Annotated in this window: 22 protein-coding genes; 20 read left to right on the top strand and 2 right to left on the bottom strand. The window is 71.3% G+C overall.

The genetic code is table 11. From position 1 onward, the window contains the following. The first annotated feature begins 201 nt into the window (after window positions 1–201). The 18 genes from pgsA (at window position 202) to ACLIN4_RS06400 (ending at window position 18,446) form a co-directional block, all read left to right on the top strand. Complete coding sequence (gene pgsA / locus ACLIN4_RS06485) at window positions 202–927, top strand: phosphatidylinositol phosphate synthase (protein ID WP_107477195.1); 726 nt, start codon at window positions 202–204, stop codon at window positions 925–927. Further along, complete coding sequence (locus ACLIN4_RS06480; protein ID WP_107477194.1) at window positions 924–1,853, top strand: phosphatidylinositol mannoside acyltransferase; 930 nt, start codon at window positions 924–926, stop codon at window positions 1,851–1,853. The genes pgsA and ACLIN4_RS06480 overlap by 4 nt, the downstream gene beginning before the upstream one ends. After that, complete coding sequence (locus ACLIN4_RS06475) at window positions 1,850–3,013, top strand: glycosyltransferase family 4 protein (protein WP_107477193.1); 1,164 nt, start codon at window positions 1,850–1,852, stop codon at window positions 3,011–3,013. The genes ACLIN4_RS06480 and ACLIN4_RS06475 overlap by 4 nt, the downstream gene beginning before the upstream one ends. A gap of 133 nt (window positions 3,014–3,146) precedes the next feature. Further along, entirely contained in the window at window positions 3,147–3,689 is a 543-nt protein-coding gene (locus tag ACLIN4_RS06470) for a hypothetical protein (RefSeq protein ID WP_107477192.1), read from the top strand. A 131-nt stretch (window positions 3,690–3,820) separates the two neighbouring features. Further along, window positions 3,821–4,732 (top strand): pyridoxal 5'-phosphate synthase lyase subunit PdxS, encoded by a 912-nt coding sequence (pdxS, locus tag ACLIN4_RS06465; protein WP_100047118.1) that lies wholly within the window; start codon window positions 3,821–3,823, stop codon window positions 4,730–4,732. A 12-nt stretch (window positions 4,733–4,744) separates the two neighbouring features. Then, on the top strand, window positions 4,745–5,353 hold the full coding sequence (gene pdxT / locus ACLIN4_RS06460; RefSeq protein ID WP_100047117.1) for a pyridoxal 5'-phosphate synthase glutaminase subunit PdxT: 609 nt from the start codon (window positions 4,745–4,747) through the stop codon (window positions 5,351–5,353). A 47-nt stretch (window positions 5,354–5,400) separates the two neighbouring features. Continuing rightward, window positions 5,401–6,153 carry a YebC/PmpR family DNA-binding transcriptional regulator gene (locus ACLIN4_RS06455; protein WP_043375078.1) on the top strand — a complete coding sequence of 251 codons (753 nt, stop codon included), beginning with the start codon at window positions 5,401–5,403 and terminating at the stop codon, window positions 6,151–6,153. A gap of 107 nt (window positions 6,154–6,260) precedes the next feature. Further along, a complete protein-coding gene (ruvC, locus tag ACLIN4_RS06450; RefSeq protein WP_289909178.1) occupies window positions 6,261–6,818 on the top strand; it encodes a crossover junction endodeoxyribonuclease RuvC in 558 nt (185 codons plus the stop codon). Further along, a complete protein-coding gene (gene ruvA / locus ACLIN4_RS06445) occupies window positions 6,815–7,420 on the top strand; it encodes a Holliday junction branch migration protein RuvA (RefSeq protein WP_100047115.1) in 606 nt (201 codons plus the stop codon). The genes ruvC and ruvA overlap by 4 nt, the downstream gene beginning before the upstream one ends. 20 nt (window positions 7,421–7,440) lie before the next feature. Continuing rightward, window positions 7,441–8,514, top strand: a complete 1,074-nt coding sequence (gene ruvB, locus ACLIN4_RS06440) for a Holliday junction branch migration DNA helicase RuvB (RefSeq protein ID WP_289909177.1) — start codon at window positions 7,441–7,443, stop codon at window positions 8,512–8,514. 176 nt (window positions 8,515–8,690) lie between these two features. Next, window positions 8,691–9,203 (top strand): preprotein translocase subunit YajC, encoded by a 513-nt coding sequence (yajC, locus tag ACLIN4_RS06435; RefSeq protein ID WP_100047113.1) that lies wholly within the window; start codon window positions 8,691–8,693, stop codon window positions 9,201–9,203. A 133-nt stretch (window positions 9,204–9,336) separates the two neighbouring features. Beyond that, complete coding sequence (gene secD, locus ACLIN4_RS06430; protein ID WP_411575567.1) at window positions 9,337–11,136, top strand: protein translocase subunit SecD; 1,800 nt, start codon at window positions 9,337–9,339, stop codon at window positions 11,134–11,136. A 1-nt stretch (window position 11,137) separates the two neighbouring features. Then, a complete protein-coding gene (gene secF, locus ACLIN4_RS06425) occupies window positions 11,138–12,265 on the top strand; it encodes a protein translocase subunit SecF (RefSeq protein WP_107477190.1) in 1,128 nt (375 codons plus the stop codon). Beyond that, window positions 12,262–12,810, top strand: a complete 549-nt coding sequence (locus tag ACLIN4_RS06420; RefSeq protein ID WP_100047573.1) for an adenine phosphoribosyltransferase — start codon at window positions 12,262–12,264, stop codon at window positions 12,808–12,810. The genes secF and ACLIN4_RS06420 overlap by 4 nt, the downstream gene beginning before the upstream one ends. A 173-nt stretch (window positions 12,811–12,983) precedes the next feature. Next, window positions 12,984–15,527 (top strand): GTP pyrophosphokinase, encoded by a 2,544-nt coding sequence (relA, locus tag ACLIN4_RS06415; protein WP_100047574.1) that lies wholly within the window; start codon window positions 12,984–12,986, stop codon window positions 15,525–15,527. 25 nt (window positions 15,528–15,552) lie between these two features. Continuing rightward, complete coding sequence (locus ACLIN4_RS06410; RefSeq protein WP_107477189.1) at window positions 15,553–16,926, top strand: serine/threonine-protein kinase; 1,374 nt, start codon at window positions 15,553–15,555, stop codon at window positions 16,924–16,926. Further along, entirely contained in the window at window positions 16,907–17,323 is a 417-nt protein-coding gene (locus ACLIN4_RS06405) for an effector-associated constant component EACC1 (protein ID WP_107477188.1), read from the top strand. Before ACLIN4_RS06410 ends, ACLIN4_RS06405 begins: the two co-directional genes overlap by 20 nt. Then, window positions 17,307–18,446 carry a caspase, EACC1-associated type gene (locus ACLIN4_RS06400; protein ID WP_107477187.1) on the top strand — a complete coding sequence of 380 codons (1,140 nt, stop codon included), beginning with the start codon at window positions 17,307–17,309 and terminating at the stop codon, window positions 18,444–18,446. The genes ACLIN4_RS06405 and ACLIN4_RS06400 overlap by 17 nt, the downstream gene beginning before the upstream one ends. A gap of 62 nt (window positions 18,447–18,508) precedes the next feature. On the opposite strand, the gene ACLIN4_RS06395 is transcribed toward ACLIN4_RS06400, so the two are convergent. Together ACLIN4_RS06395 and ACLIN4_RS06390 are read right to left on the bottom strand one after the other, a co-directional pair. After that, complete coding sequence (locus ACLIN4_RS06395; protein WP_043375098.1) at window positions 18,509–19,738, bottom strand: DUF349 domain-containing protein; 1,230 nt, start codon at window positions 19,736–19,738, stop codon at window positions 18,509–18,511. Between the two features lie 135 nt (window positions 19,739–19,873). Then, window positions 19,874–20,707 carry a peptidylprolyl isomerase gene (locus tag ACLIN4_RS06390; protein WP_269958585.1) on the bottom strand — a complete coding sequence of 278 codons (834 nt, stop codon included), beginning with the start codon at window positions 20,705–20,707 and terminating at the stop codon, window positions 19,874–19,876. A gap of 183 nt (window positions 20,708–20,890) precedes the next feature. Between ACLIN4_RS06390 and ACLIN4_RS06385 the strand changes: the two genes are divergently transcribed. Beyond that, window positions 20,891–21,598, top strand: a complete 708-nt coding sequence (locus tag ACLIN4_RS06385) for an MBL fold metallo-hydrolase (RefSeq protein ID WP_100047579.1) — start codon at window positions 20,891–20,893, stop codon at window positions 21,596–21,598. A gap of 13 nt (window positions 21,599–21,611) precedes the next feature. After that, the gene (gene hisS / locus ACLIN4_RS06380; protein ID WP_107477184.1) at window positions 21,612–22,874 is read left to right on the top strand and encodes a histidine--tRNA ligase; all 1,263 of its coding nucleotides are present in this window, start codon (window positions 21,612–21,614) and stop codon (window positions 22,872–22,874) included. Window positions 22,875–22,896: the final 22 nt, after the last annotated feature.

Below are 22,896 nucleotides of genomic sequence, written 5' to 3'. Positions count from 1 at the left end.
GCCTCCCGTGCACGGTGAGGTCACTGTGGGCGCGGACACGCGGGACCGCGTGCACTGGCGGCTCCGGCGACGCCCGCGGTTCTTCGAGCTTTCCACTCCCGCCACGCCGCGTCCATACGAACGACGGGACCCCGCCGCCCACCCGTCGCTCACGAGCGGGTACGGGTGCCCGTCCGCCGCCCACGCGCGCGCGTGACTACGATGGGCCAGCCGGTGGCCAGCAGGGGCCGCGCGGCCACACCGACCGTCGGGAAGGCCATGCTGAACAAGTACGCGCGTGCATTTTTTACGCGTGTCCTCACACCGTTCGCCGCGTTTCTCATCCGCCGGGGCGTCAGCCCGGACACGGTCACGCTGATCGGCACCGCGGGTGTGGTCGCGGGAGCGCTGGTCTTCTACCCCATGGGCGAGTTCTTCTGGGGCACGGTCGTGATCACGCTCTTCGTCTTCTCCGACCTGGTCGACGGCAACATGGCCCGCCAGCTGGGCCGCTCCAGCCGCTGGGGCGCGTTCCTGGACTCCACGCTGGACCGGGTCGCCGACGGCGCGATCTTCGGCGGCTTCGCCCTCTGGTACGCGGGCGCCGGCGACGACAACATCCTGTGCGCCGTGTCGATCTTCTGCCTGGCCAGCGGTCAGGTGGTGTCGTACACCAAGGCGCGCGGCGAGTCGATCGGACTGCCCGTCGCGGTCAACGGCCTGGTCGAGCGCGCCGAGCGCCTGGTCGTCTCGCTGGTCGCCGCCGGTCTGGCGGGCCTGCACACGTTCGGCGTGCCCGGCATCCAGTACCTGCTGCCGGTCGCCCTGTGGATCGTCGCCGTCGGCAGCCTGGTCACGCTGGTGCAGCGCGTCGTCACGGTCCGCCGCGAGGCCGCCGAGGCGGACGCCGCCGCGCAGGAGAACCACGGCACCGAGGCGGCCAAGTGAGCGCTCAGGAGCGACTGACCGACGCCCTGTACGGGGCCGGCTGGGGCACGGTGAAGAAGCTCCCCGAGCCGGTCGCGGCGCGCCTCGGCCGCACCGTCGCGGACGTCGCCTGGAAGCGGCGCGGTACGGGCGTGCGGCGGCTGGAGAGCAACTACGCGCGCGTGGTGCCCGGCGCGAGCCCCGAGCGGCTCGCCGCGCTCTCCCGCGCGGGCATGCGGTCCTACCTGCGCTACTGGATGGAGTCCTTCCGCCTCCCCGCGTGGAGCGCGGAGCGCGTGCGGGAGGGCTTCACCCCCAAGGACCTGCACCACCTCACCGACGGCATGGACGCGGGCAAGGGCGTCGTCCTCGCCCTCCCGCACCTGGCCAACTGGGACCTGGCCGGCGCCTGGGTCACCACCCAGCTCGGCATCCCCTTCACGACGGTCGCCGAGCGCCTCAAGCCGGAGACCCTCTACGACCGGTTCGTCGCCTACCGCGAAGGACTCGGCATGGAGGTCCTGCCGCACAGCGGCGGCTCGGCGTTCGGGACGCTGGCCCGGCGGCTGCGCGACGGCGGTCTCGTGTGCCTGGTGGCCGACCGCGACCTGTCCGCCTCCGGCGTGGAGGTCGACTTCTTCGGCGAGACGGCCCGCATGCCCGCCGGCCCCGCCCTCCTCGCCCAGCAGACCGGTGCCCGGCTGCTGCCGGTGACGCTCTGGTACGACGACTCGCCCGTGATGCGGGGCCGGGTGCATCCGCCGGTCGAGGTCCCCGAGTCAGGCACCCGGGCCGAGAAGACGTCTGCCATGACACAGGCGCTGGCCGACGCCTTCGCCACGGGAATCGCCGACCACCCGGAGGACTGGCACATGCTGCAGCGCTTGTGGCTCAAGGACCTCGACCCGGCCAAGGCCCCCGGGAACCGCGAGCGGGGCGCCTCGTGAGGATCGGCATCGTCTGCCCGTACTCCTGGGACGTACCCGGCGGCGTCCAGTTCCACATCCGGGACCTGGCCGAGTACTTCACCCGGCTCGGCCACGAGGTGTCCGTCCTCGCCCCCGCCGACGACGACACCCCCCTGCCCCCCTACGTCGTCTCGGCAGGCCGCGCGGTGCCGGTGCCGTACAACGGCTCGGTGGCCCGCCTGAACTTCGGTTTCCTGTCGGCGGCCCGGGTGCGCCGCTGGCTGCACGACGGCGCCTTCGACGTCATCCACATCCACGAACCGACCTCGCCCTCGCTCGGCCTGCTCACCTGCTGGGCGGCGCAGGGCCCGATCGTGGCCACCTTCCACACGTCCAATCCGCGCTCCCGCGCGATGATCGCCGCGTACTCGATCCTCCAGGCCGCCCTGGAGAAGATCAGCGCCCGGATCGCGGTGAGCGAGTACGCCCGCCGCACGCTCGTCGAGCACCTCGGCGGGGACGCGGTCGTCATCCCCAACGGCGTCGACGTCGGCTTCTTCGCCGACGCGGAGCCGAAGCCCGAGTGGCAGGGGGACACGATCGGCTTCATAGGGCGCATCGACGAGCCCCGCAAGGGTCTGCCGGTCCTGATGCGGGCCCTGCCGAAGATCCTCGCCGTCCGCCCGGAGGCCCGGCTGCTGGTCGCCGGACGCGGCGACGAGAAGGAGGCGGTGGCGTCCCTGCCCGCCGAGCTGCGCTCCCGGGTGGAGTTCCTCGGCATGGTCAGCGACGAGGACAAGGCCCGCTTCCTGCGCAGCGTCGACCTGTACGTGGCCCCCAACACCGGCGGCGAGAGCTTCGGGATCATCCTGGTCGAGGCCATGTCGGCAGGCGCTCCCGTGCTCGCCTCCGACCTCGACGCCTTCGCCCAGGTCCTCGACCAGGGGGCGGCCGGCGAGCTGTTCCCCAACGAGGACGCCGACGCGCTGGCCGACGCGGCCGTACGGCTGCTGGCGGACCCGGAACGCCGGGCGGCGCTGCGGGAGCGGGGCAGCGCACACGTACGGCGCTTCGACTGGTCCACCGTCGGCGCGGACATCCTCTCCGTCTACGAGACGGTGACGGCCGGCGCGGCGGCGGTGGCCACGGACGACCGGGCGACGGGCCTGCGGGCCCGCTTCGGGCTGGCGAGGGACTGAGCGCCGAGCCTCCCGACGGGCATCGGGGGACCGAGCGCCGATCCCCATGAGGGGCATCGGGGGACCGAGCGCCGAGCCCTCTGAGGGGCATCGGAATACTCGGCCCGCCCGGGGTTGACTAGGGTTGCGGCCCGTGACCGCAACTCTCATCTGGATCCTGGCCGTCCTCGTGGCCGTCGGCCTCTACCTCAGCTGGACGGCCGGCCGCCTGGACCGCCTGCACGCCCGGATCGACGCCGCCCGCGCGGCACTCGACGCGCAACTGCTGCGCAGGGCGTCCGTGGCCCAGGAACTGGCCACCTCGGGCGTACTCGACCCGGCCGCCTCCATCGTGCTGTACGAGGCCGCGCACGCCGCCCGGCAGGCGGAGGACGAACAGCGCGAGGTCGCCGAGAGCGAGCTGAGCCAGGCGCTGCGGGCGGTGTTCGCCGAGCCGCAGCAGGTGGACGCCCTACGCGAGGCCCCCGGGGGAGACGAAGCGGCCCACGAGCTGGCCGAGGCCGTGCGCCGGGTGCCGATGGCCCGGCGGTTCCACAACGACGCGGTGGGGGCCGCGCGCAGGCTGCGTGAGCACCGCAAGGTCCGCTGGTTCCGCCTCGCCGGGCACGCGCCCTTCCCGCTCGCCTTCGAGATGGACGACGAGTCGCCGGCCGCGCTGGTCGAGCGGGCCGCCTAGCGCACGGCGGGCCGCGGCAGCGGTCCCGGGCCGGAAAACGATCCACCGGCTTCCCATTGGCCCTTGCTGTGGCCTGGTCCCCTCACGTTTCCTCGTTGCTGCACAAACCCCTTCCCCTCAGCGAGGTACCCGTGTCCAGCACGCTCTCCGAAAACCAGGCCCCCGAGACCGGCACCGCGCGCGTGAAGCGCGGCATGGCCGAGCAGCTCAAGGGCGGCGTGATCATGGACGTCGTCACGCCCGAGCAGGCGAAGATCGCCGAGGACGCGGGCGCCGTCGCCGTCATGGCCCTGGAGCGCGTCCCCGCCGACATCCGCAAGGACGGCGGCGTGGCCCGGATGTCCGACCCGGACATGATCGAGGGCATCATCGGCGCCGTCTCCATCCCCGTGATGGCCAAGTCCCGCATCGGCCACTTCGTCGAGGCCCAGGTGCTGCAGTCCCTCGGCGTCGACTACATCGACGAGTCCGAGGTCCTCACCCCGGCCGACGAGGTCAACCACTCCGACAAGTGGGCCTTCACCACCCCCTTCGTCTGCGGTGCCACCAACCTCGGCGAGGCCCTGCGCCGCATCGCCGAGGGCGCCGCGATGATCCGCTCCAAGGGCGAGGCCGGCACCGGCAACGTCGTCGAGGCCGTCCGCCACCTGCGCCAGATCAAGAACGAGATCGCCCGCCTGCGCGGCTACGACAACAACGAGCTGTACGCCGCCGCCAAGGAGCTGCGCGCCCCGTACGAGCTGGTCAAGGAGGTCTCCGAGCTGGGCAAGCTGCCGGTGGTCCTCTTCTCCGCCGGCGGTGTCGCCACCCCGGCCGACGCCGCGCTGATGCGCCAGCTCGGCGCCGAGGGCGTCTTCGTGGGCTCCGGCATCTTCAAGTCCGGCGACCCGGCCAAGCGCGCCGCCGCCATCGTGAAGGCGACCACCTTCTACGACGACCCGAAGATCGTCGCGGACGCGTCCCGCAACCTCGGCGAGGCCATGGTCGGCATCAACTGCGACACCCTGCCCGAGACCGAGCGCTACGCCAACCGCGGCTGGTAAGGCACCGATCCCATGAGTGACACCCCCGTCATCGGCGTCCTGGCCCTCCAGGGCGACGTACGGGAGCACCTCGTCGCCCTGGCCGCGGCCGACGCCGTGGCCAGGCCGGTGAGGCGCCCCGAAGAACTCGCCGAGGTCGACGGCCTGGTCATCCCCGGCGGCGAGTCCACCACCATCTCGAAACTGGCCGTCCTCTTCGGAGTGATGGAGCCCCTCCGCGCGCGCGTGCGCGACGGCATGCCCGTGTACGGCACCTGCGCCGGCATGATCATGCTGGCCGACAAGATCCTCGACCCGCGCTCCGGGCAGGAGACGGTCGGCGGCATCGACATGATCGTGCGCCGCAACGCCTTCGGACGGCAGAACGAGTCCTTCGAGGCGGCCGTCGACGTCAAGGGCGTGGAGGGTGTCCCCGTGGAGGGCGTCTTCATCCGCGCCCCCTGGGTCGAGTCCGTGGGCGCCGCCGCCGAGGTGCTCGCCGAACACGACGGCCACATCGTCGCGGTCCGCCAGGGCAACGCGCTGGCCACGTCGTTCCACCCGGAGCTGACCGGCGACCACCGGGTGCACCGCCTCTTCGCCGACATGGTGCGCGCGAACGGGGCCGCGGAGTCCTTGTAGGATTCCTCCGTTCGTACAAAGACGGGTTACGCGAAGGAGACAGGCAGATGTCCGGCCACTCTAAATGGGCCACGACGAAGCACAAGAAGGCCGTCATCGATGCCAAGCGCGGCAAGCTCTTCGCGAAGCTGATCAAGAACATCGAGGTCGCGGCCCGCATGGGCGGTGCCGACATCGACGGCAACCCGACGCTGTACGACGCCATCCAGAAGGCGAAGAAGCAGTCGGTCCCGAACAAGAACATCGACTCCGCGGTCAAGCGCGGCGCCGGCCTGGAGGCCGGTGGCGCCGACTACGAGACGATCATGTACGAGGGCTACGGCCCGAACGGCGTCGCGGTGCTCATCGAGTGCCTCACCGACAACCGCAACCGCGCCGCCTCCGACGTCCGCGTCGCCATGACCCGCAACGGCGGCTCCATGGCCGACCCGGGCTCGGTGTCGTACCTGTTCAACCGCAAGGGCGTCGTGATCGTGCCCAAGGGCGAGCTGGGCGAGGACGACGTTCTCGGCGCCGTCCTCGACGCGGGCGCCGAGGAGGTCAACGACCTCGGCGAGTCCTTCGAGGTGCTCAGCGAGGCCACCGACCTGGTCGCCGTCCGCACGGCCCTGCAGGACGCCGGCATCGACTACGAGTCCGCCGACGCCAACTTCGTCCCGACCATGCAGGTCGAGCTGGACGAGGAGGGCGCCCGGAAGATCTTCAAGCTGATCGACGCCCTGGAGGACAGCGACGACGTGCAGAACGTCTTCGCCAACTTCGACGTGAGCGACGAGATCATGGAGAAGGTCGACGCGTAACGCGTCCACTGGCTCAGCGGGCCGACGGGACACAACCCGTCGGCCCGCCGCTTTGTCAGTGCCACCCGATAGCCTGCACAAACAGGTGATCGACGAGAGGGGGCCGGGTGCGCGTACTGGGGGTGGACCCCGGACTGACCCGCTGCGGCGTCGGGGTCGTCGAGGGAGTCGCGGGCAGACCGCTGACCATGGTCGGCGTGGGCGTCGTCCGCACGCCGGCGGACGCCGACCTCGGCCACCGCCTCGTCGCCGTCGAGCAGGGCATCGAACAGTGGCTCGACGAGCACCGACCGCAGTACGTCGCCGTGGAGCGCGTCTTCAGCCAGCACAACGTCCGCACGGTCATGGGCACCGCCCAGGCCAGCGCCGTGGCCATCCTGTGCGCCTCCCGCCGCGGCATCCCCGTAGCCCTGCACACCCCGAGCGAGGTCAAGGCCGCCGTCACCGGCAGCGGCCGCGCGGACAAAGCGCAGGTCGGCGCCATGGTCACCCGCCTGCTGCGGCTCGCCTCGCCCCCCAAGCCCGCCGACGCGGCGGACGCCCTCGCCCTCGCGATCTGCCACATCTGGCGCGCCCCCGCGCAGAACCGGCTCCAGCAGGCCGTGGCCCTGCACGCGTCCCGCGCCCCCCGCACCCCGCACGCCTCGAAAGGCCGTACGACATGATCGCCTTCGTCAGCGGCACCGTCGCCGCCCTCGCCCCCGACACCGCGGTGGTCGAGGTCGGCGGCGTCGGCATGGCCGTTCAGTGCACGCCGAACACGCTCTCCACACTCCGCCTCGGCAAGCCCGCCAAGCTCGCCACCTCCCTCGTCGTGCGCGAGGACTCGCTCACCCTGTACGGCTTCGCCGACGACGACGAGCGCCAGGTCTTCGAGCTCCTTCAGACCGCGAGCGGCGTGGGGCCCCGCCTGGCGCAGGCGATGCTGGCCGTGCACAGCCCGGACGCCCTGCGCAGGGCGGTGTCGACCGGTGACGAGAAGGCGCTGACCGCCGTCCCCGGCATCGGCAAGAAGGGCGCCCAGAAGCTGCTGCTGGAACTGAAGGACCGCCTCGGCGAACCGGTCGGCGCCCCCGCCGTGGGCGCCCCGGTCAGCACCGGCTGGCGCGACCAGCTGCACGCCGCCCTGATCGGCCTCGGGTACGCGACCCGCGAGGCCGACGAGGCCGTCACCGCCGTGACGCCCCAGGCGGAGGCCGCCGGGGGCACGCCCCAGGTGGGACAGCTGCTGAAGGCGGCCCTCCAGACGCTCAACCGCGCCCGATAGCCGGCTAGGAGACTCACACCGTGAACTGGGACGACGACACGACCGGCACCGAAGCCGCCGACCGGCTGGTGGGCCCGGCCGCCGACGGTGAGGACCAGGCCGTCGAGGCCGCCCTGCGCCCCAAGGACCTGGGCGAGTTCATCGGCCAGGAGAAGGTCCGCGAGCAGCTCGACCTCGTCCTGCGCGCCGCCCGCGCGCGCGGGGCGACCGCCGACCACGTCCTGCTCTCGGGAGCCCCGGGCCTCGGCAAGACCACCCTCTCGATGATCATCGCGGCCGAGATGGGCGCCCCCATCCGCATCACCTCCGGCCCCGCCATCCAGCACGCCGGCGACCTCGCGGCGATCCTCTCCTCCCTCCAGGAGGGCGAGGTGCTCTTCCTCGACGAGATCCACCGCATGTCGCGGCCCGCCGAGGAGATGCTCTACATGGCGATGGAGGACTTCCGCGTCGACGTCATCGTCGGCAAGGGACCCGGCGCCACCGCCATCCCCCTGGAACTGCCCCCCTTCACCCTCGTCGGCGCCACCACGCGCGCCGGGCTGCTGCCGCCCCCGCTGCGCGACCGCTTCGGCTTCACCGCGCACATGGAGTTCTACGGCCCGGCGGAACTGGAGCGCGTCGTCCACCGCTCCGCCGGCCTGCTCGACGTCGAGATCGACCCGGCCGGCGCCGCCGAGATCGCCGGCCGATCCCGCGGCACCCCCCGCATCGCCAACCGCCTGCTGCGCCGGGTCCGCGACTACGCCCAGGTCAAGGCCGACGGCCTGATCACCAAGGAGATCGCCGCCGCCGCCCTCGCGGTCTACGAGGTGGACGCCCGGGGCCTGGACCGGCTGGACCGGGGCGTGCTGGAGGCGCTGCTCAAGCTGTTCGGCGGCGGCCCGGTCGGCCTGTCCACGCTCGCCGTCGCCGTGGGGGAGGAGCGTGAGACAGTGGAAGAGGTCGCCGAACCGTTCCTCGTACGGGAGGGCCTGCTGGCCCGCACCCCGCGCGGACGGGTGGCGACCCCGGCAGCATGGGCGCATCTCGGCCTCACCCCGCCGCGTGCGCAGAGTTCCGGAAACGGACAACAGGACTTGTTCGGGACGTGACGGCACCGTCACGAAGAGGACATTCGCCGGAGCAGGAACCCCGGTGCCATGCTGAGCGTTGTTCCATGCGCGCGGACTCGCTTAGACTCCGCCGATGCCGCCCTTGTCGGCGGCGCACACACCCCCAACCATCAGGCCGCTCACCATCTGCGGTCGTGTGAAGGAAGTACCGACCCGTGAGTCTCGTGACCCTCCTCCCGTTCATCGTGCTCATCGGGGCCATGTTCCTGATGACCCGGTCGGCGAAGAAGAAGCAGCAGCAGGCCGTCGACATGCGGAACCAGATGCAGCCCGGTTCCGGTGTCCGCACCATCGGGGGCATGTACGCCACGGTCAAGGAGGTCAACGACGACACGGTCCTCCTTGACGCCGGCCCGGGTGTGGAACTGCTCTTCGCCAAGAACTCCATCGGTGCCGTCCTGACGGACGACGAGTACAACCGCATCGTCCACGGCATCGAGCACGACCTGAAGTCCGACTCCGACATCGTCCCGGACGATGCCTCCTCCCTCACCGGGACCGACGCCTCCGCCGACGACGCTGCCGCCTCCGGCGACAAGTCCGTCGACCTCGGCAAGAAGGACGCCGACGACACGCCGGCCGACGAGCCGACGGCCGACGCCGCGTCCGCCGAGGCCAAGACGGACGAGCAGGCGAAGAAGTCCGACGGCGGTTCCGAGGCGAAGTAAGCCGTGCTCCGGGGTGCGCGGACCGTTCCCGCGCACCCCGTGCGACGCGCGGCTCGCACGGATTCCGACACCATGTGATGGCCGCCGGTGACGCCTACCCGGCGCGACGCGGCCCGAGAGGGAGTACGCAAAGGTGGTAGCACCTAAAAAGGGAAAGAATGCGAGCGCTCAGAGTAAGCCCGGGCGCTCGCTGGCCCTGATTCTGATCGCCATCGTGGCGCTCACCGGAGGCATGTTCGCCACCGGACACACGACTCCGCGTCTCGGTATCGACCTGGCCGGCGGCACGAGCATCACGCTCCGCGCGGTTCCGGAGGCGGGCCAGGAGTCCGCGATCAACAAGACCAACATGGACACGGCCGTCGAGATCATGGAGCGCCGCGTCAACGGTCTGGGTGTTTCCGAAGCCGAGGTCCAGACCCAGGGCGACCGGAACATCATCGTCAACATCCCCAAGGGGACGAACTCGAAGGAAGCCCGGGAGCAGGTCGGCACCACCGCGAAGCTCTACTTCCGCCCGGTCGTGGCCACGGAGCTGTCCGGCGCCGGCGCGACCGGCAGCCCCTCGCCGAGCGCCACCGGCAACGCCTCCGGCGAGCCGACGGACAAGGCGACGGACGGCGCGGCCGACAAGGACAAGGCCACCGACGGCGACAAGGCGAGCGGCTCCCCGTCCGACTCCGCCTCGGCGAGCGCGACCACCCAGGGCCGTGCCGCGAGCGACGCCCTCAAGGCCGACCCCAGCCCCTCCGCCACGGCGTCCGACGGCGCCTCCCCGTCCCCGAGCGCCAGCGCCTCCGGTGACGAGGCGACCGCCAAGCTGCAGGAGCAGTACGCCGCCCTGGACTGTACCGACGAAGCGGCCCGCACCAAGGCCGGCGCCGGTTCCAAGCCCGGCGACTCGATGATCGCCTGCGGTCAGAACGCGCAGGGCCAGTGGCAGAAGTACATCCTCGGCCCCGCCGCGGTCGACGGCACGGACGTCGACCAGTCCGAGGCCGTCTTCAACACCCAGACCGCCGCCGGCTGGACCGTGACGATGAAGTTCACGGACGACGGCGCCAAGAAGTTCGCCGACATCACCGGCAAGCTGGCCCAGAACCAGTCCCCGCAGAACCAGTTCGCCATCGTCCTGGACAACGAGGTCGTCTCCGACCCCTACGTCAGCCAGGCACTCACCGGCGGCAGCGCGGAGATCTCCGGAAACTTCAACCAGGAAGAGGCCCAGGGCCTCGCCAACATGCTGTCCTACGGTGCCCTGCCGCTGACCTTCAAGGAGGACAGCGTCACCACCGTCACCGCCGCGCTCGGCGGTGAGCAGCTCAAGGCCGGTCTGATCGCCGGCGCGATCGGCCTCGCCCTGGTCGTCATCTACCTGCTGGTCTACTACCGCGGGCTGTCGTTCATCGCCGTCGCCTCGCTGCTGGTCTCCGCGGGTCTCACGTACGTGATCATGTCGCTGCTCGGCCCGACGATCGGCTTCGCGCTGAACCTGCCGGCCGTGTGCGGTGCCATCGTCGCGATCGGCATCACGGCGGACTCGTTCATCGTGTACTTCGAACGCGTCCGCGACGAGATCCGGGAGGGCCGCACGCTGCGCCCCGCCGTCGAGCGGGCCTGGCCGCGCGCCCGGCGCACCATCCTGGTCTCCGACTTCGTGTCCTTCCTCGCCGCCGCGGTGCTCTTCGTGGTCACCGTCGGCAAGGTGCAGGGCTTCGCGTTCACGCTCGGCCTGACCACCCTGCTCGACGTGGTGGTGGTGTTCCTCTTCACCAAGCCGCTGCTGACGCTGATGGCCCGCCGCAAGTTCTTCGCGAGCGGTCACAAGTGGTCCGGCCTCGACCCGAAGAGCCTGGGCGCCAAGCCGCCGCTGCGCCGCACCCGCCGTCCCGCGCGCCCCGTCGCCGGCCCCGTCGACCCGAAGGAGGCGTGAGATGGGAAAGCTCGGCAACCTCGGCGCCCGACTGCACCACGGCGAGATCGGCTACGACTTCGTCAAGAACCGCAAGCTCTGGTACGGCATCTCGATCCTGATCACCATCACGGCCATCGTCGGCCTGGCGGTGCGCGGCCTGCACATGGGCATCGAGTTCCAGGGCGGCGCGGTCTTCACCACTCCGAAGAACATGAGCGCCTCGGTCTCCCAGGCCGAGACGTACGCGGAGGAGGCGTCGGGCCACGACGCGATCGTCCAGAAGCTCGGTGACGGCAGCCTCCGCATCCAGATCTCGGGCACCGACACCGCGGCCTCGGACCAGATCAAGGAAGAACTCTCCAAGGACCTCGACGTCCCGGCGGAGAAGATCAACGCCGATCTGGTCGGCCCCAGTTGGGGCGACCAGATCGCGAACAAGGCGTGGCAGGGCCTCGGGATCTTCATGGTCCTCGTGGTCATCTACCTGGCCATCGCCTTCGAGTGGCGCATGGCGCTGGCCGCGTTCGTCGCGCTGGTCCACGACATCACCATCACCGTCGGCATCTACGCCCTCGTCGGCTTCGAGGTCACGCCCGGCACGGTGATCGGTCTGCTCACGATCCTCGGTTACTCGCTCTACGACACGGTCGTGGTCTTCGACAGTCTCAAGGAACAGACGAGAGACATCACCAAACAGACCCGCTGGACGTACGGCGAGATCGCCAACCGCTCGATCAACAGCACCCTGGTCCGCTCCGTCAACACCACGGTGGTCGCGCTGCTGCCGGTGGGCGGCCTGCTGTTCATCGGTGGCGGCGTCCTCGGCGCCGGCATGCTCAACGACATCTCCCTGTCGCTGTTCGTGGGCCTCGCGGCCGGAGCGTACTCGTCGATCTTCATCGCCACTCCGCTCGTCGCCGACCTCAAGGAGGCCGAGCCGCAGATGAAGTCCCTCAAGAAGCGCGTCCTCGCCAGGCGCGCCCAGGCCGCCGCCAAGGGAGAGCCGGTGGAGTCCGACGCCGACGAGCGGTACGCCGACGACGAGCCCGACGAGCCCGACGACGCGGCCCCCGCGGTCGTCGGTCCGCGCAACCAGCCCGCGTCCCGCACCCGCGGTCGCGGCCGACCCTCGGGGAAGCGCCGATGACCGAGACGACCGACATCACGGAGCTGCTGCTCAGCCGCATCCGGGATGTGGCCGACTACCCGGAGCCGGGTGTGATGTTCAAGGACATCACCCCGCTCCTGGCGGACCCGGCGGCCTTCGCCGCGCTCACCGACGCCCTCGCCGAGGTGGCGCGGGACACCGGTGCGACCAAGGTCGTGGGCCTGGAAGCCCGCGGGTTCATCCTGGGCGCCCCGGTGGCCCTGCGGGCCGGCCTCGGCTTCATCCCCGTACGCAAGGCCGGCAAGCTCCCCGGAGCCACCCTCAGCCAGTCGTACGACCTGGAGTACGGCTCCGCCGAGATCGAGGTGCACGCCGAGGACCTGAGCGCGGGCGACCGCGTCCTGGTCGTCGACGACGTCCTCGCCACCGGCGGCACCGCCGAGGCCTCGCTGGAGCTCATCCGCCGGGCCGGCGCCGAGGTCGCGGGCCTCGCCGTCCTGATGGAGCTGGGCTTCCTCGGCGGCCGGGCCCGACTGGAGCCCGCCCTGGCCGGGGCGCCGCTGAAGGCGCTGCTCACGGTCTGAGCGTCATGAACCGCACCCCTGGGGCGGGCCCGGAGGAATCCGGCGCCCGCCCCAGGCGTTTCACGGGCTGACGGCCCTCACATTGGCCTGAAGGCGGTCCTCGGGTGCAGGATCGCTACCATGGGGACTCCGGAGCCTGACCGGGGGACCCGGATCGCGCACGAGGAGTCCTCTTGCCAGACGAGGCCCAGCCACTGACCGCCGCAAAGCCCGAGTCCGCCTCGGCGCCCGCGGCGAAGCCCGCGCCGAGCGCGCCCCAGGCGAAGAACGACACCCGCGGGCCGATCCAGCACGCCCCGTCCGCGCCCGTCGACAAGCCGGCCGAGCAGCAGCCGCGTCCCAAGCCGATGCCGCCCGAGCGCGAGCGCAACGCGCCCGTGGTCCGCACCCCCGCCGGGCAGCCCGCCCGCTCCGGCTCCTCCAACCGTGTACGCGCCCGCCTCGCCCGCCTCGGCGTGCAGCGCGCCAACCCGTACAACCCGGTCCTGGAGCCCCTGCTGCGGATAGTGCGCAGCAACGACCCCAAGATCGAGACGGCGACGCTGCGCCAGATCGAGCGCGCCTATCAGGTCGCCGAACGCTGGCACCGCGGCCAGAAGCGCAAGAGCGGCGACCCGTACATCACGCACCCGCTCGCCGTCACCACCATCCTCGCCGAGCTGGGCATGGACCCGGCCACCCTCATGGCGGGCCTGCTGCACGACACCGTCGAGGACACCGAGTACGGCCTGGAGGACCTGCGCCGCGACTTCGGTGACGTGGTCACCCTCCTCGTCGACGGCGTCACCAAGCTCGACAAGGTCAAGTTCGGCGAGGCCGCGCAGGCCGAGACCGTGCGCAAGATGGTCGTCGCCATGGCGAAGGACCCGCGCGTCCTGGTCATCAAGCTCGCCGACCGCCTGCACAACATGCGGACCATGCGCTACCTCAAGCGCGAGAAGCAGGAGAAGAAGGCGCGCGAGACCCTCGAGATCTACGCGCCGCTGGCCCACCGCCTGGGCATGAACACCATCAAGTGGGAGCTGGAGGACCTCGCCTTCGCGATCCTCTACCCCAAGATGTACGACGAGATCGTCCGCCTGGTCGCCGAGCGCGCCCCCAAGCGCGACGAGTACCTCGCGATCGTCACCGACGAGGTCCAGCAGGACCTGCGCGCGGCCCGCATCAAGGCGACCGTCACCGGCCGCCCCAAGCACTACTACAGCGTCTACCAGAAGATGATCGTCCGCGGCCGTGACTTCGCGGAGATTTACGATCTGGTGGGCATCCGCGTCCTGGTGGACACCGTTCGCGACTGCTACGCGGCGCTCGGTACGGTCCACGCCCGCTGGAACCCGGTTCCCGGGCGGTTCAAGGACTACATCGCGATGCCCAAGTTCAACATGTACCAGTCGTTGCACACGACGGTCATCGGACCCAACGGCAAGCCGGTCGAGCTGCAGATCCGCACCTTCGACATGCACCGCCGCGCGGAGTACGGCATCGCCGCGCACTGGAAGTACAAGCAGGAGGCCGTCGCCGGCGCCTCCAAGGTCCGCTCCGACGCGCCCAAGTCGTCCGGCAAGGGCAAGGACGACCACCTCAACGACATGGCGTGGCTGCGCCAGCTCCTCGACTGGCAGAAGGAGACCGAGGACCCCGGCGAGTTCCTGGAGTCCCTGCGCTTCGACCTCTCCCGCAACGAGGTCTTCGTCTTCACGCCCAAGGGCGACGTCATAGCGCTCCCGGCCGGGGCCACGCCCGTGGACTTCGCCTACGCGGTCCACACCGAGGTCGGCCACCGGACCATAGGGGCACGGGTCAACGGGCGCCTGGTCCCGCTGGAGTCCACCCTGGACAACGGCGACCTGGTGGAGGTCTTCACCTCCAAGGCGGCCGGCGCGGGCCCGTCCCGCGACTGGCTGGGCTTCGTCAAGTCGCCGCGCGCCCGCAACAAGATCCGCGCCTGGTTCTCCAAGGAGCGCCGTGACGAGGCGATCGAGCAGGGCAAGGACTCCATCGTCCGCGCCATGCGCAAGCAGAACCTGCCGATCCAGCGGATCCTGACCGGCGACTCCCTGGTCACCCTCGCGCACGAGATGCGCTACTCGGACATCTCCGCGCTGTACGCGGCGATCGGCGAGGGCCACGTCTCCGCGCAGAACATCGTGCAGAAACTGGTCCAGGCGCTCGGTGGCGAGGAGGCGGCCACCGAGGAGATCGACGAATCGGTCCCGCCCGCCCGTGGTCGCGGCCGCAAACGCCGCACCAGTGCCGACCCGGGCGTCGTCGTCAAGGGCGTCGAGGACGTGTGGGTCAAGCTGGCCCGCTGCTGCACGCCTGTCCCCGGCGACCCGATCATCGGCTTCGTCACCCGGGGCAGCGGCGTCTCCGTCCACCGCAGCGACTGCGTGAACGTGGACTCGCTCTCCCGCGAACCGGAGCGCATCCTCGAGGTCGAGTGGGCGCCCACCCAGTCCTCCGTCTTCCTGGTCGCCATCCAGGTGGAGGCACTGGACCGCTCCCGGCTCCTCTCGGACGTCACCCGGGTACTGTCCGACCAGCACGTCAACATCCTCTCCGCGGCCGTCCAGACCTCCCGGGACCGCGTCGCCACCTCCCGCTTCACCTTCGAGATGGGCGACCCCAAGCACCTGGGCCACGTCCTGAAGGCCGTACGAGGTGTCGAGGGCGTGTACGACGTGTACCGCGTGACGTCCGCGCGCAGACCGTCGTAGCGCGGTCCGGGGAGCGGGGGAGCAGATGGAGGAGCACGTCGAACAGCCCGGCTTAGCCGACCCCTCGGCCGAGCCTCCCGCGCTCGTCGCGGGACGCTACCGCCCGGTGCGGCTGCTGGGGCGCGGCGGCATGGGAGTGGTCTACGAGGCGGAGGACACCCGGCTCGGCCGCCGCGTCGCGGTGAAGATGCTGACCGCCGTCGAGGGGCTGACGGCGCAGGACGCGGCCTGGGAGAGGTTCCAGCGGGAGGCCCGCGCGCTCGCGCGGATCGAGCATCCCGGTGTCGTCACGCTGTACGACAACGGCGTGCACGACGGCACTCCCTACCTCGTGATGCAGGTGCTCGACGGCACCAGTCTGGCCGAGCTGGTGCTGCACTCGGGACCGCTGCCGGTACCGGCCGCCTGCACCGTGGCCCTGGGGATCGCGGAAGCCCTGGAGGCCGGCCACCACAAGGGCGTGGTCCACCGCGACGTCAAGCCGTCCAACGTGGGCACCACCCGCGGCGGCCGGGTCGTGCTGCAGGACTTCGGACTGGCCCGGCTGGCGGGCGAGGCGGCGATCACTCGCACCGGCGCACTGATCGGCACCCCGCAGTTCATGGCGCCGGAGGCGATGCGGGGCGTCCTGCCCGGACCGGCGGCGGACTGGTACGGCCTCGGGGCCTGCGTGTTCCTCATGCTGACCGGTGAGCTGCCCTTCGGGCAGACCGCCGACGTCGGGGCCATCATGGAGCGGGCACTCGGCGACGGCATCCGGCCGCTGACCGGCACCGGCGACCTCCCCCAGCCGCTGGCCGGGCTCGTCGACGAACTGTGCCGGCAGGACCCCGAGCGGCGTCTCGGCGACCCCCGCGTGGTGCGCGACACCCTCGTCCCCCTGACGTACGGCGGTACCCAGATGCTCGCCGACCTGGTGAAGCGGCACGTCCGGGACGAAGCCGTGGACGCCGTCCACGAGGCGGCCGGGCCGCCCGCCGACTCGCCCGACGACGCCGACGATGAGGCGCCCGAGTACGTCTGGGCGGAGGCCCACCTGCCCGAGCAGCGCCACCACGACGCCCTGGACCCCGCCACGCTCAGCGACGCCACCCGGCGCATCGTCCTCGGCAGCATGACCCCCCGGGCCGCCCTGTCCCGGCAGCGCGAGGCGGTCGGCCTGGTACTGCGCGGACAGCTGCGGGAGGCGGCACAGACGCTGTCGGTGGTCGTACCGGTCTGTCTGTCCAAGCTCGGCCCCGACCACCCCACCACCCTCACCAGCCAGTACTGGCAGGCGGTCTGCCTGGCCCGGCTGGGCGCCGGGGGAGAGGCACTGGACCTGCTCTCCCGCGTGAACCGACGTGTCAGCCCACGACTGGACGGGACGAACGGAGACGATGACCGACTTCCGCGTTGAGATCTCGGGACCACAGGACGGCACGGACGCCGAGGACCACCTCCGCTCCCTGCTGAGCTGGCTGCGCGAGGACGGGACACCCACCCTCCGGGCCCGGGCCGCCGGCAGCGCGCCGGCCGCCCCCGGCAGCATGGGCACCGGCCTCGACATCCTCCAACTGGCCATCGGCAGCGGGCTGTCCGCGGCCTCCCTCGTCTTCTCCGTCCTCCAGTGGCAGACATCCCGGCGCCGGGCCCCGGACGTCATCCTGCGCCGCGGCGACGTGGAGGTCGTGCTCACGGCGCAGGCGGCGGGGGACGAGGAGACCGTCCGCGGCATCATCGACCTGCTCGACCGGCGGGTGCCGCCCGCGCCCGCACACAGCGAGGAGAGCGGAGGAGATGACAGGACTGCCTGACCCCACGCGCTCCCGGGCCGTCCTCGTGGGCACCGCCTCCTACCGGCACCTGCCCCAGCTGTCCGCCGTCGAGGCCAACGTGGTCGACCTGGCCGCCGAACTGTGCGACGCGACCGTCTGGGGGCTTCCGGTACGGCACTGCACCGTCGTCACCGACCCGCTCACCACCCCGGCGATCCTGGACCCGGTGTACCAGGCCGCCGAGGAGGCCACCGACACCCTCCTGGTGTACTTCGCGGGGCACGGCATGCGGGACGCCGACTCGGCCGACCTGTACCTGGCCCTCGGCGACTCCCGCGAACACCTCGGCTACACGGCCGTCGCCTATCAGCACCTGCGCGCCGCGCTGCGTACCGCCCGCGCCCGGCGCAAGATCGTGGTCCTCGACTGCTGCTTCAGCGGACGCGCCGCCCGCGCCCTGTCCGGCGGGGACCAGCTGGCCGCCCAGGCCGCGGTGGACGGGGCGTACGTCCTGGCCGCCTCACCGCGGGACCGCATTGCGCTGGCGCCGGACGGCGAACGGTACACGGCGTTCACCGGCGAACTGCTCGGCGTCCTGCGGGACGGCGTCGAGGACGGCCCCGAACTGCTCGACCTGGACACCCTCCACCGGGTCCTGGAGGAACGCCTGCGCGCCAAGAACCGGCCGCTGCCGCAGCGCTCCCAGGAGAACGGCGTCGGACGCCTCCCCCTGGCCCGCAACAAGGCGAGGACCGGCCGCCGCCGCGGCCCCGCCGGCCCGGTGCTGGCCGCCGACGTCCGCGCCGCCCTGGTCGCCACCGGGCTCTCCCTGGCCAGGGTGCTGCGCGCCGAGGGCAACACCCGTGACGCGCTGCCCGTACTGCGCCTGGCGTTGCAGGAGCAGCGCACCGGCGACCCGCACGGCGACCTGGTCGAGGTACAGCTGGAGCTGTCGGAGCTGCTCGCCGAGACCGGGCAGGTGCGGGAGGCGATCGAGGTCCTCGAGCTCGCCTTCCAGCGGGTGCACGAGGTGTACGGGCCCGAGGCCGTGCTGGTCTGCCGCCGCCTGGCCGACCTGCTGCAGGAGTCCGGCAACCACCTCCAGGCCTGTGAGGTGCTCAAGCACGCCCTCGACATCAGCGAGCACGCCGGACGGCGCTGAAACGGCGCAGCGGCCCGGCGGTGACTCGCACCGCCGGGCCGCCGCACACCCTGTGACCGAGGTCAACCGCCGAACTCGTGCAGCCCCTTCAGCGCCTGGTCCAGCAGCGCCTGCCGGCCCTCCAGCTCACGCTCCAGCTTGTCGGCCTTCGCGTTGTTGCCCTGGGCGCGGGCCTGCTCGATCTGGCCCTTGAGCTTGTCGACGGCCGCCTGGAGCTGGCCGGTCAGACCCTCGGCACGCGCGCGTGCCTCCGGGTTCGTCCGGCGCCACTCGGCCTCCTCGGCCTCCTGGAGCGCCCGCTCCACGGCGTGCATCCGGCCCTCGACCTTGGGCCGGGCGTCGCGCGGCACGTGGCCGATGGCCTCCCAGCGCTCGTTCACCGAGCGGAACGCGGCGCGGGCCGCCTTCAGGTCGGTGACCGGCAGGAGCTTCTCGGCCTCCTCGGCCAGCTCCTCCTTGAGCTTGAGGTTCTCCGCCTGCTCGGCGTCCCGCTCGGCGAAGACCGAGCTGCGGGCCGCGAAGAACACGTCCTGGGCGCCGCGGAAGCGGTTCCACAGGTCGTCCTCGTGCTCGCGCTGGGCGCGGCCCGCGGCCTTCCACTCGGACATCAGGTCGCGGTAGCGCGCGGCCGTCGGTCCCCAGTCCGTCGAGTTCGACAGCGCCTCGGCCTCGGCGACCAGCCGTTCCTTGGTCCGGCGGGCCTCCTCGCGCTGGGCGTCCAGCTGGGCGAAGTGCTGCTTGCGCCGCTTGGAGAACGCCGACCGCGCGTGCGAGAAGCGGTGCCACAGCTCGTCGTCGGACTTGCGGTCCAGCCGCGGCAGACCCTTCCAGGTGTCCACCAGGGACCGCAGCCGCTCACCGGCCGACCGCCACTGGTCGGACTGCGCCAGCTCCTCGGCCTCGGCGACCAGCGCCTCCTTGGCGGCGCGCGCCTCGTCGGACTGCTTGGCCCGCTGGACCTTGCGCTCCTCGCGGCGCTTCTCCACCAGCGACACGAGCTTGTCCAACCGGGCCCGCAGGGCGTCCAGGTCGCCCACCGCGTGGTGCGCGTCGACCTGCTCCCGCAGGTGGTCGATGGCGGTCTGGGCGTCCTTCGCCGACAGGTCGGTCGTCTTCACGCGCTTCTCGAGGAGGCCGATCTCGACAACCAGGCCTTCGTACTTGCGCTCGAAATAGGCCAGCGCCTCCTCGGGGGAGCCCGCCTGCCAGGAACCGACGACCTTCTCGCCGTCGGCCGTACGCACGTACACGGTCCCCGTCTCGTCGACGCGGCCCCACGGGTCGCTGCTCACAGCGCCTCCTCCACATGATGCCTGCGGAGGGCTTCGCTACCCCCGGGCATCGTCCACAGTTTCGTCACGGCCAACATAGGCGACCGGCGGGGGGCCTGTCCGCATCCCGCACGACCGAAATTTCGCTGATGAGGGTCAGGATTTCGTGACGGTGGCCTTGTCGATCACGACCGTCGCGTTGGGCGCGGTGTTGCCGGTCGCGGGGTCCGCGGGCTGGGATCCCGCGGAGGCGATCTTCTTCAGCACCGTCATGCCCTCTTCCGAGACGGTGCCGAACGGGGTGTAGCTGGGCGGCAGCGGGCTGTTCTGGTACACGAGGAAGAACTGGCTGCCGCCGGAGTCCGGCTGGCCGGTGTTCGCCATCGCCACGGTGCCCGCCGGGTACATGTTGTCCTTCAGGCTCTTGTCCTTCAGGTTCTCGTCCGGGATGTTGTAGCCGGGGCCGCCGTTGCCCTGCGCCGTGGGGTCGCCGCACTGGAGCACGAAGATGCCCTCAGTGGTGAGCCGGTGGCACTTGGTGTGGTCGAAGTAGCCCTTTCCGGCCAGGAAGTCGAACGAGTTGACGGTGTGCGGCGCGGCATCCGCCTTCAGTGCGATGTCGATGTCGCCGCAGGTCGTCTCCAGCTTCATCGAGTACTTCGCCGACTTGTCGATGGTCATCGCAGGTTCCTTCTTCCAGGTCTGCGTCTTGACCTTGCCCTCGGCCGGCTTGTCGCACGGGTCCGGCGCCTTGCTGGACGCCGAGGCGCTCGGCGTGACCTCCGCGCTCGCGTTCGTCTTGCTGTCGTCGTCCCCCAGGACCACGCCGGTCGTGTACAGCGCGAGGCTGCCGATCAGGATCACGCCGAGCACCGACGCGATCGCAGCGTTGCGCATGCGCGCCTTGCGTCGCGCGGACGTACGTCGCTGCTGCTGCCGCAAGAACTTCTCCCGGGCGAGCTGACGCCGCCGCTGCTCCTGGCTGACCACCGGGTTCTCTCCTCATGCGTCTTCGTGTGCCGACCGGTACGCGTGGGTGCGATGAGCCGACCGTGGGCGTGTAGCCCCGTACCGTATATGGGTTCGCTGAGGAATCGGCACCGCCGGTAGGCTCTGACCATGGGCGCGGCCGGTCCGCAAGCCCACCCGAACCGACACAAACGAAGGACGATCGTGCTCATTGCCGGGTTCCCCGCCGGAGCCTGGGGGACGAACTGTTATCTCGTCGCCCCGGCCGCCGGTGAGGAGTGCGTGATCATCGACCCGGGCCACCAGGCGGCCCCCGGAGTCGAGGAAGCGATCCAGAAGCATCGGCTCAAGCCCGTCGCCGTCGTCCTCACCCACGGCCACATCGACCACGTGGCCTCGGTCGTCCCGGTGTGCGGCGCGCACGACGTGCCCGCCTGGATCCACCCCGAGGACCGTTTCATGATGAGCGACCCCGAGAAGGGGATCGGCCGCACCATCGGCATGCCCCTCATGGGCGAGCTGACCGTCGGGGAGCCGGACGACGTCAAGGAGCTGACCGACGGCGCGAAGCTGGAGCTGGCCGGCCTGAACCTGTCGGTCGCCCACGCGCCGGGCCATACCAAGGGGTCGGTGACCTTCGGCCTGCCCGAGGCGGCGGACATCCCGCCGATCATGTTCTCGGGCGACCTGCTGTTCGCCGGCTCCATCGGACGCACCGACTTCCCCGGTGGCTCCATGGACGACATGCTCGAGTCCCTGGCACGCGTGTGCCTGCCGCTCGACGACTCGACCGTGGTGCTGTCCGGACACGGCCCCCAGACGACCATCGGCCAGGAACGCGCCACCAACCCCTACCTGCGGCAGGTGGCGGCCGGCCAGGGAGCCCCCGGGGCTCCCCGACGAGGAATGTGACGAGAGACCTTCCGTGAGCACCTTCAAGGCCCCCAAGGGCACGTACGACCTGCTGCCGCCCGACTCCGCCAAGTTCCTGGCGGTCCGCGAGGCGATCGCCGCCCCGCTGCGCAACTCCGGCTACGGCTACATCGAGACGCCCGGCTTCGAGAACGTCGAGCTGTTCGCGCGCGGTGTCGGTGAGTCGACCGACATCGTGACCAAGGAGATGTACGTCTTCGAGACCAAGGGCGGCGACCGCCTCGCCCTGCGCCCGGAGACCACGGCCCCCGTGCTGCGCGCGGTCCTGGAGGCCAACCTGCACAAGGCGGGCAACCTGCCGGTCAAGGTCTGGTACTCCGGCTCGCAGTACCGCTACGAGCGCCCCCAGAAGGGCCGTTACCGCCACTTCTCCCAGGTCGGCGCCGAGGCGATCGGCGCGGAGGACCCGGCGCTGGACGCCGAACTGATCATCCTCGCCGACCAGTCGTACCGCGCGCTCGGCCTGCGGAACTTCCGCATCCTCCTCAACTCCCTGGGCGACAAGGAGTGCCGTCCGGTCTACCGCGCCGCGCTCCAGGACTTCCTGCGCGGCCTGGACCTGGACGAGGAGACGCTGCGCCGGGCGGAGATCAACCCGCTGCGCGTCCTGGACGACAAGCGCCCCGAGGTGCAGAAGCAGCTCACCGACGCCCCGCTGCTGCGCGACTACCTGTGCGACGCCTGCAAGACGTACCACGAGGAGGTCCGCGAGCTGATCACGGCGGCCGGCGTCGTCTTCGAGGACGACCCGAAGCTGGTGCGCGGCCTGGACTACTACACCCGCACGACCTTCGAGTTCGTCCACGACGGCCTCGGCTCCCAGTCCGCGGTGGGCGGCGGCGGCCGCTACGACGGACTGTCCGAGATGATCGGCGGCCCCTCCCTCCCGTCCGTCGGCTGGGCCCTCGGCGTCGACCGCACCGTCCTCGCCCTGGAGGCCGAGGGCATCGAACTGGACATCCCCTCCGCCACCTCCGTCTTCGCGGTGCCGCTCGGCGAAGAGGCCCGCCGGGTCCTCTTCTCGAAGGTCACCGAGCTGCGCAAGAACGGCGTCGCCGCCGACTTCTCCTACGGCGGCAAGGGCCTGAAGGCGGCGATGAAGGCCGCCAACCGCTCCGGCGCCCGCTACGCCCTGGTGCTCGGGGAGCGCGACCTCGCGGAGGGCGTCGTCCAGCTCAAGGACATGGAGTCCGGCGAGCAGACCGCGATCGGGGTCAACGAGATCGTCGCGGAGCTGGAGTCGCGGCTCGGCTAGCAAGTCTGTGCGTCCTGTCGCC

Source organism: Streptomyces mutabilis (genome assembly GCF_046628145.1).
Lineage (GTDB): Bacteria > Actinomycetota > Actinomycetes > Streptomycetales > Streptomycetaceae > Streptomyces > Streptomyces mutabilis.
Note: the sequence above shows the minus strand (reverse complement) of the source record. Positions and strands in the feature narration are given on the sequence as shown.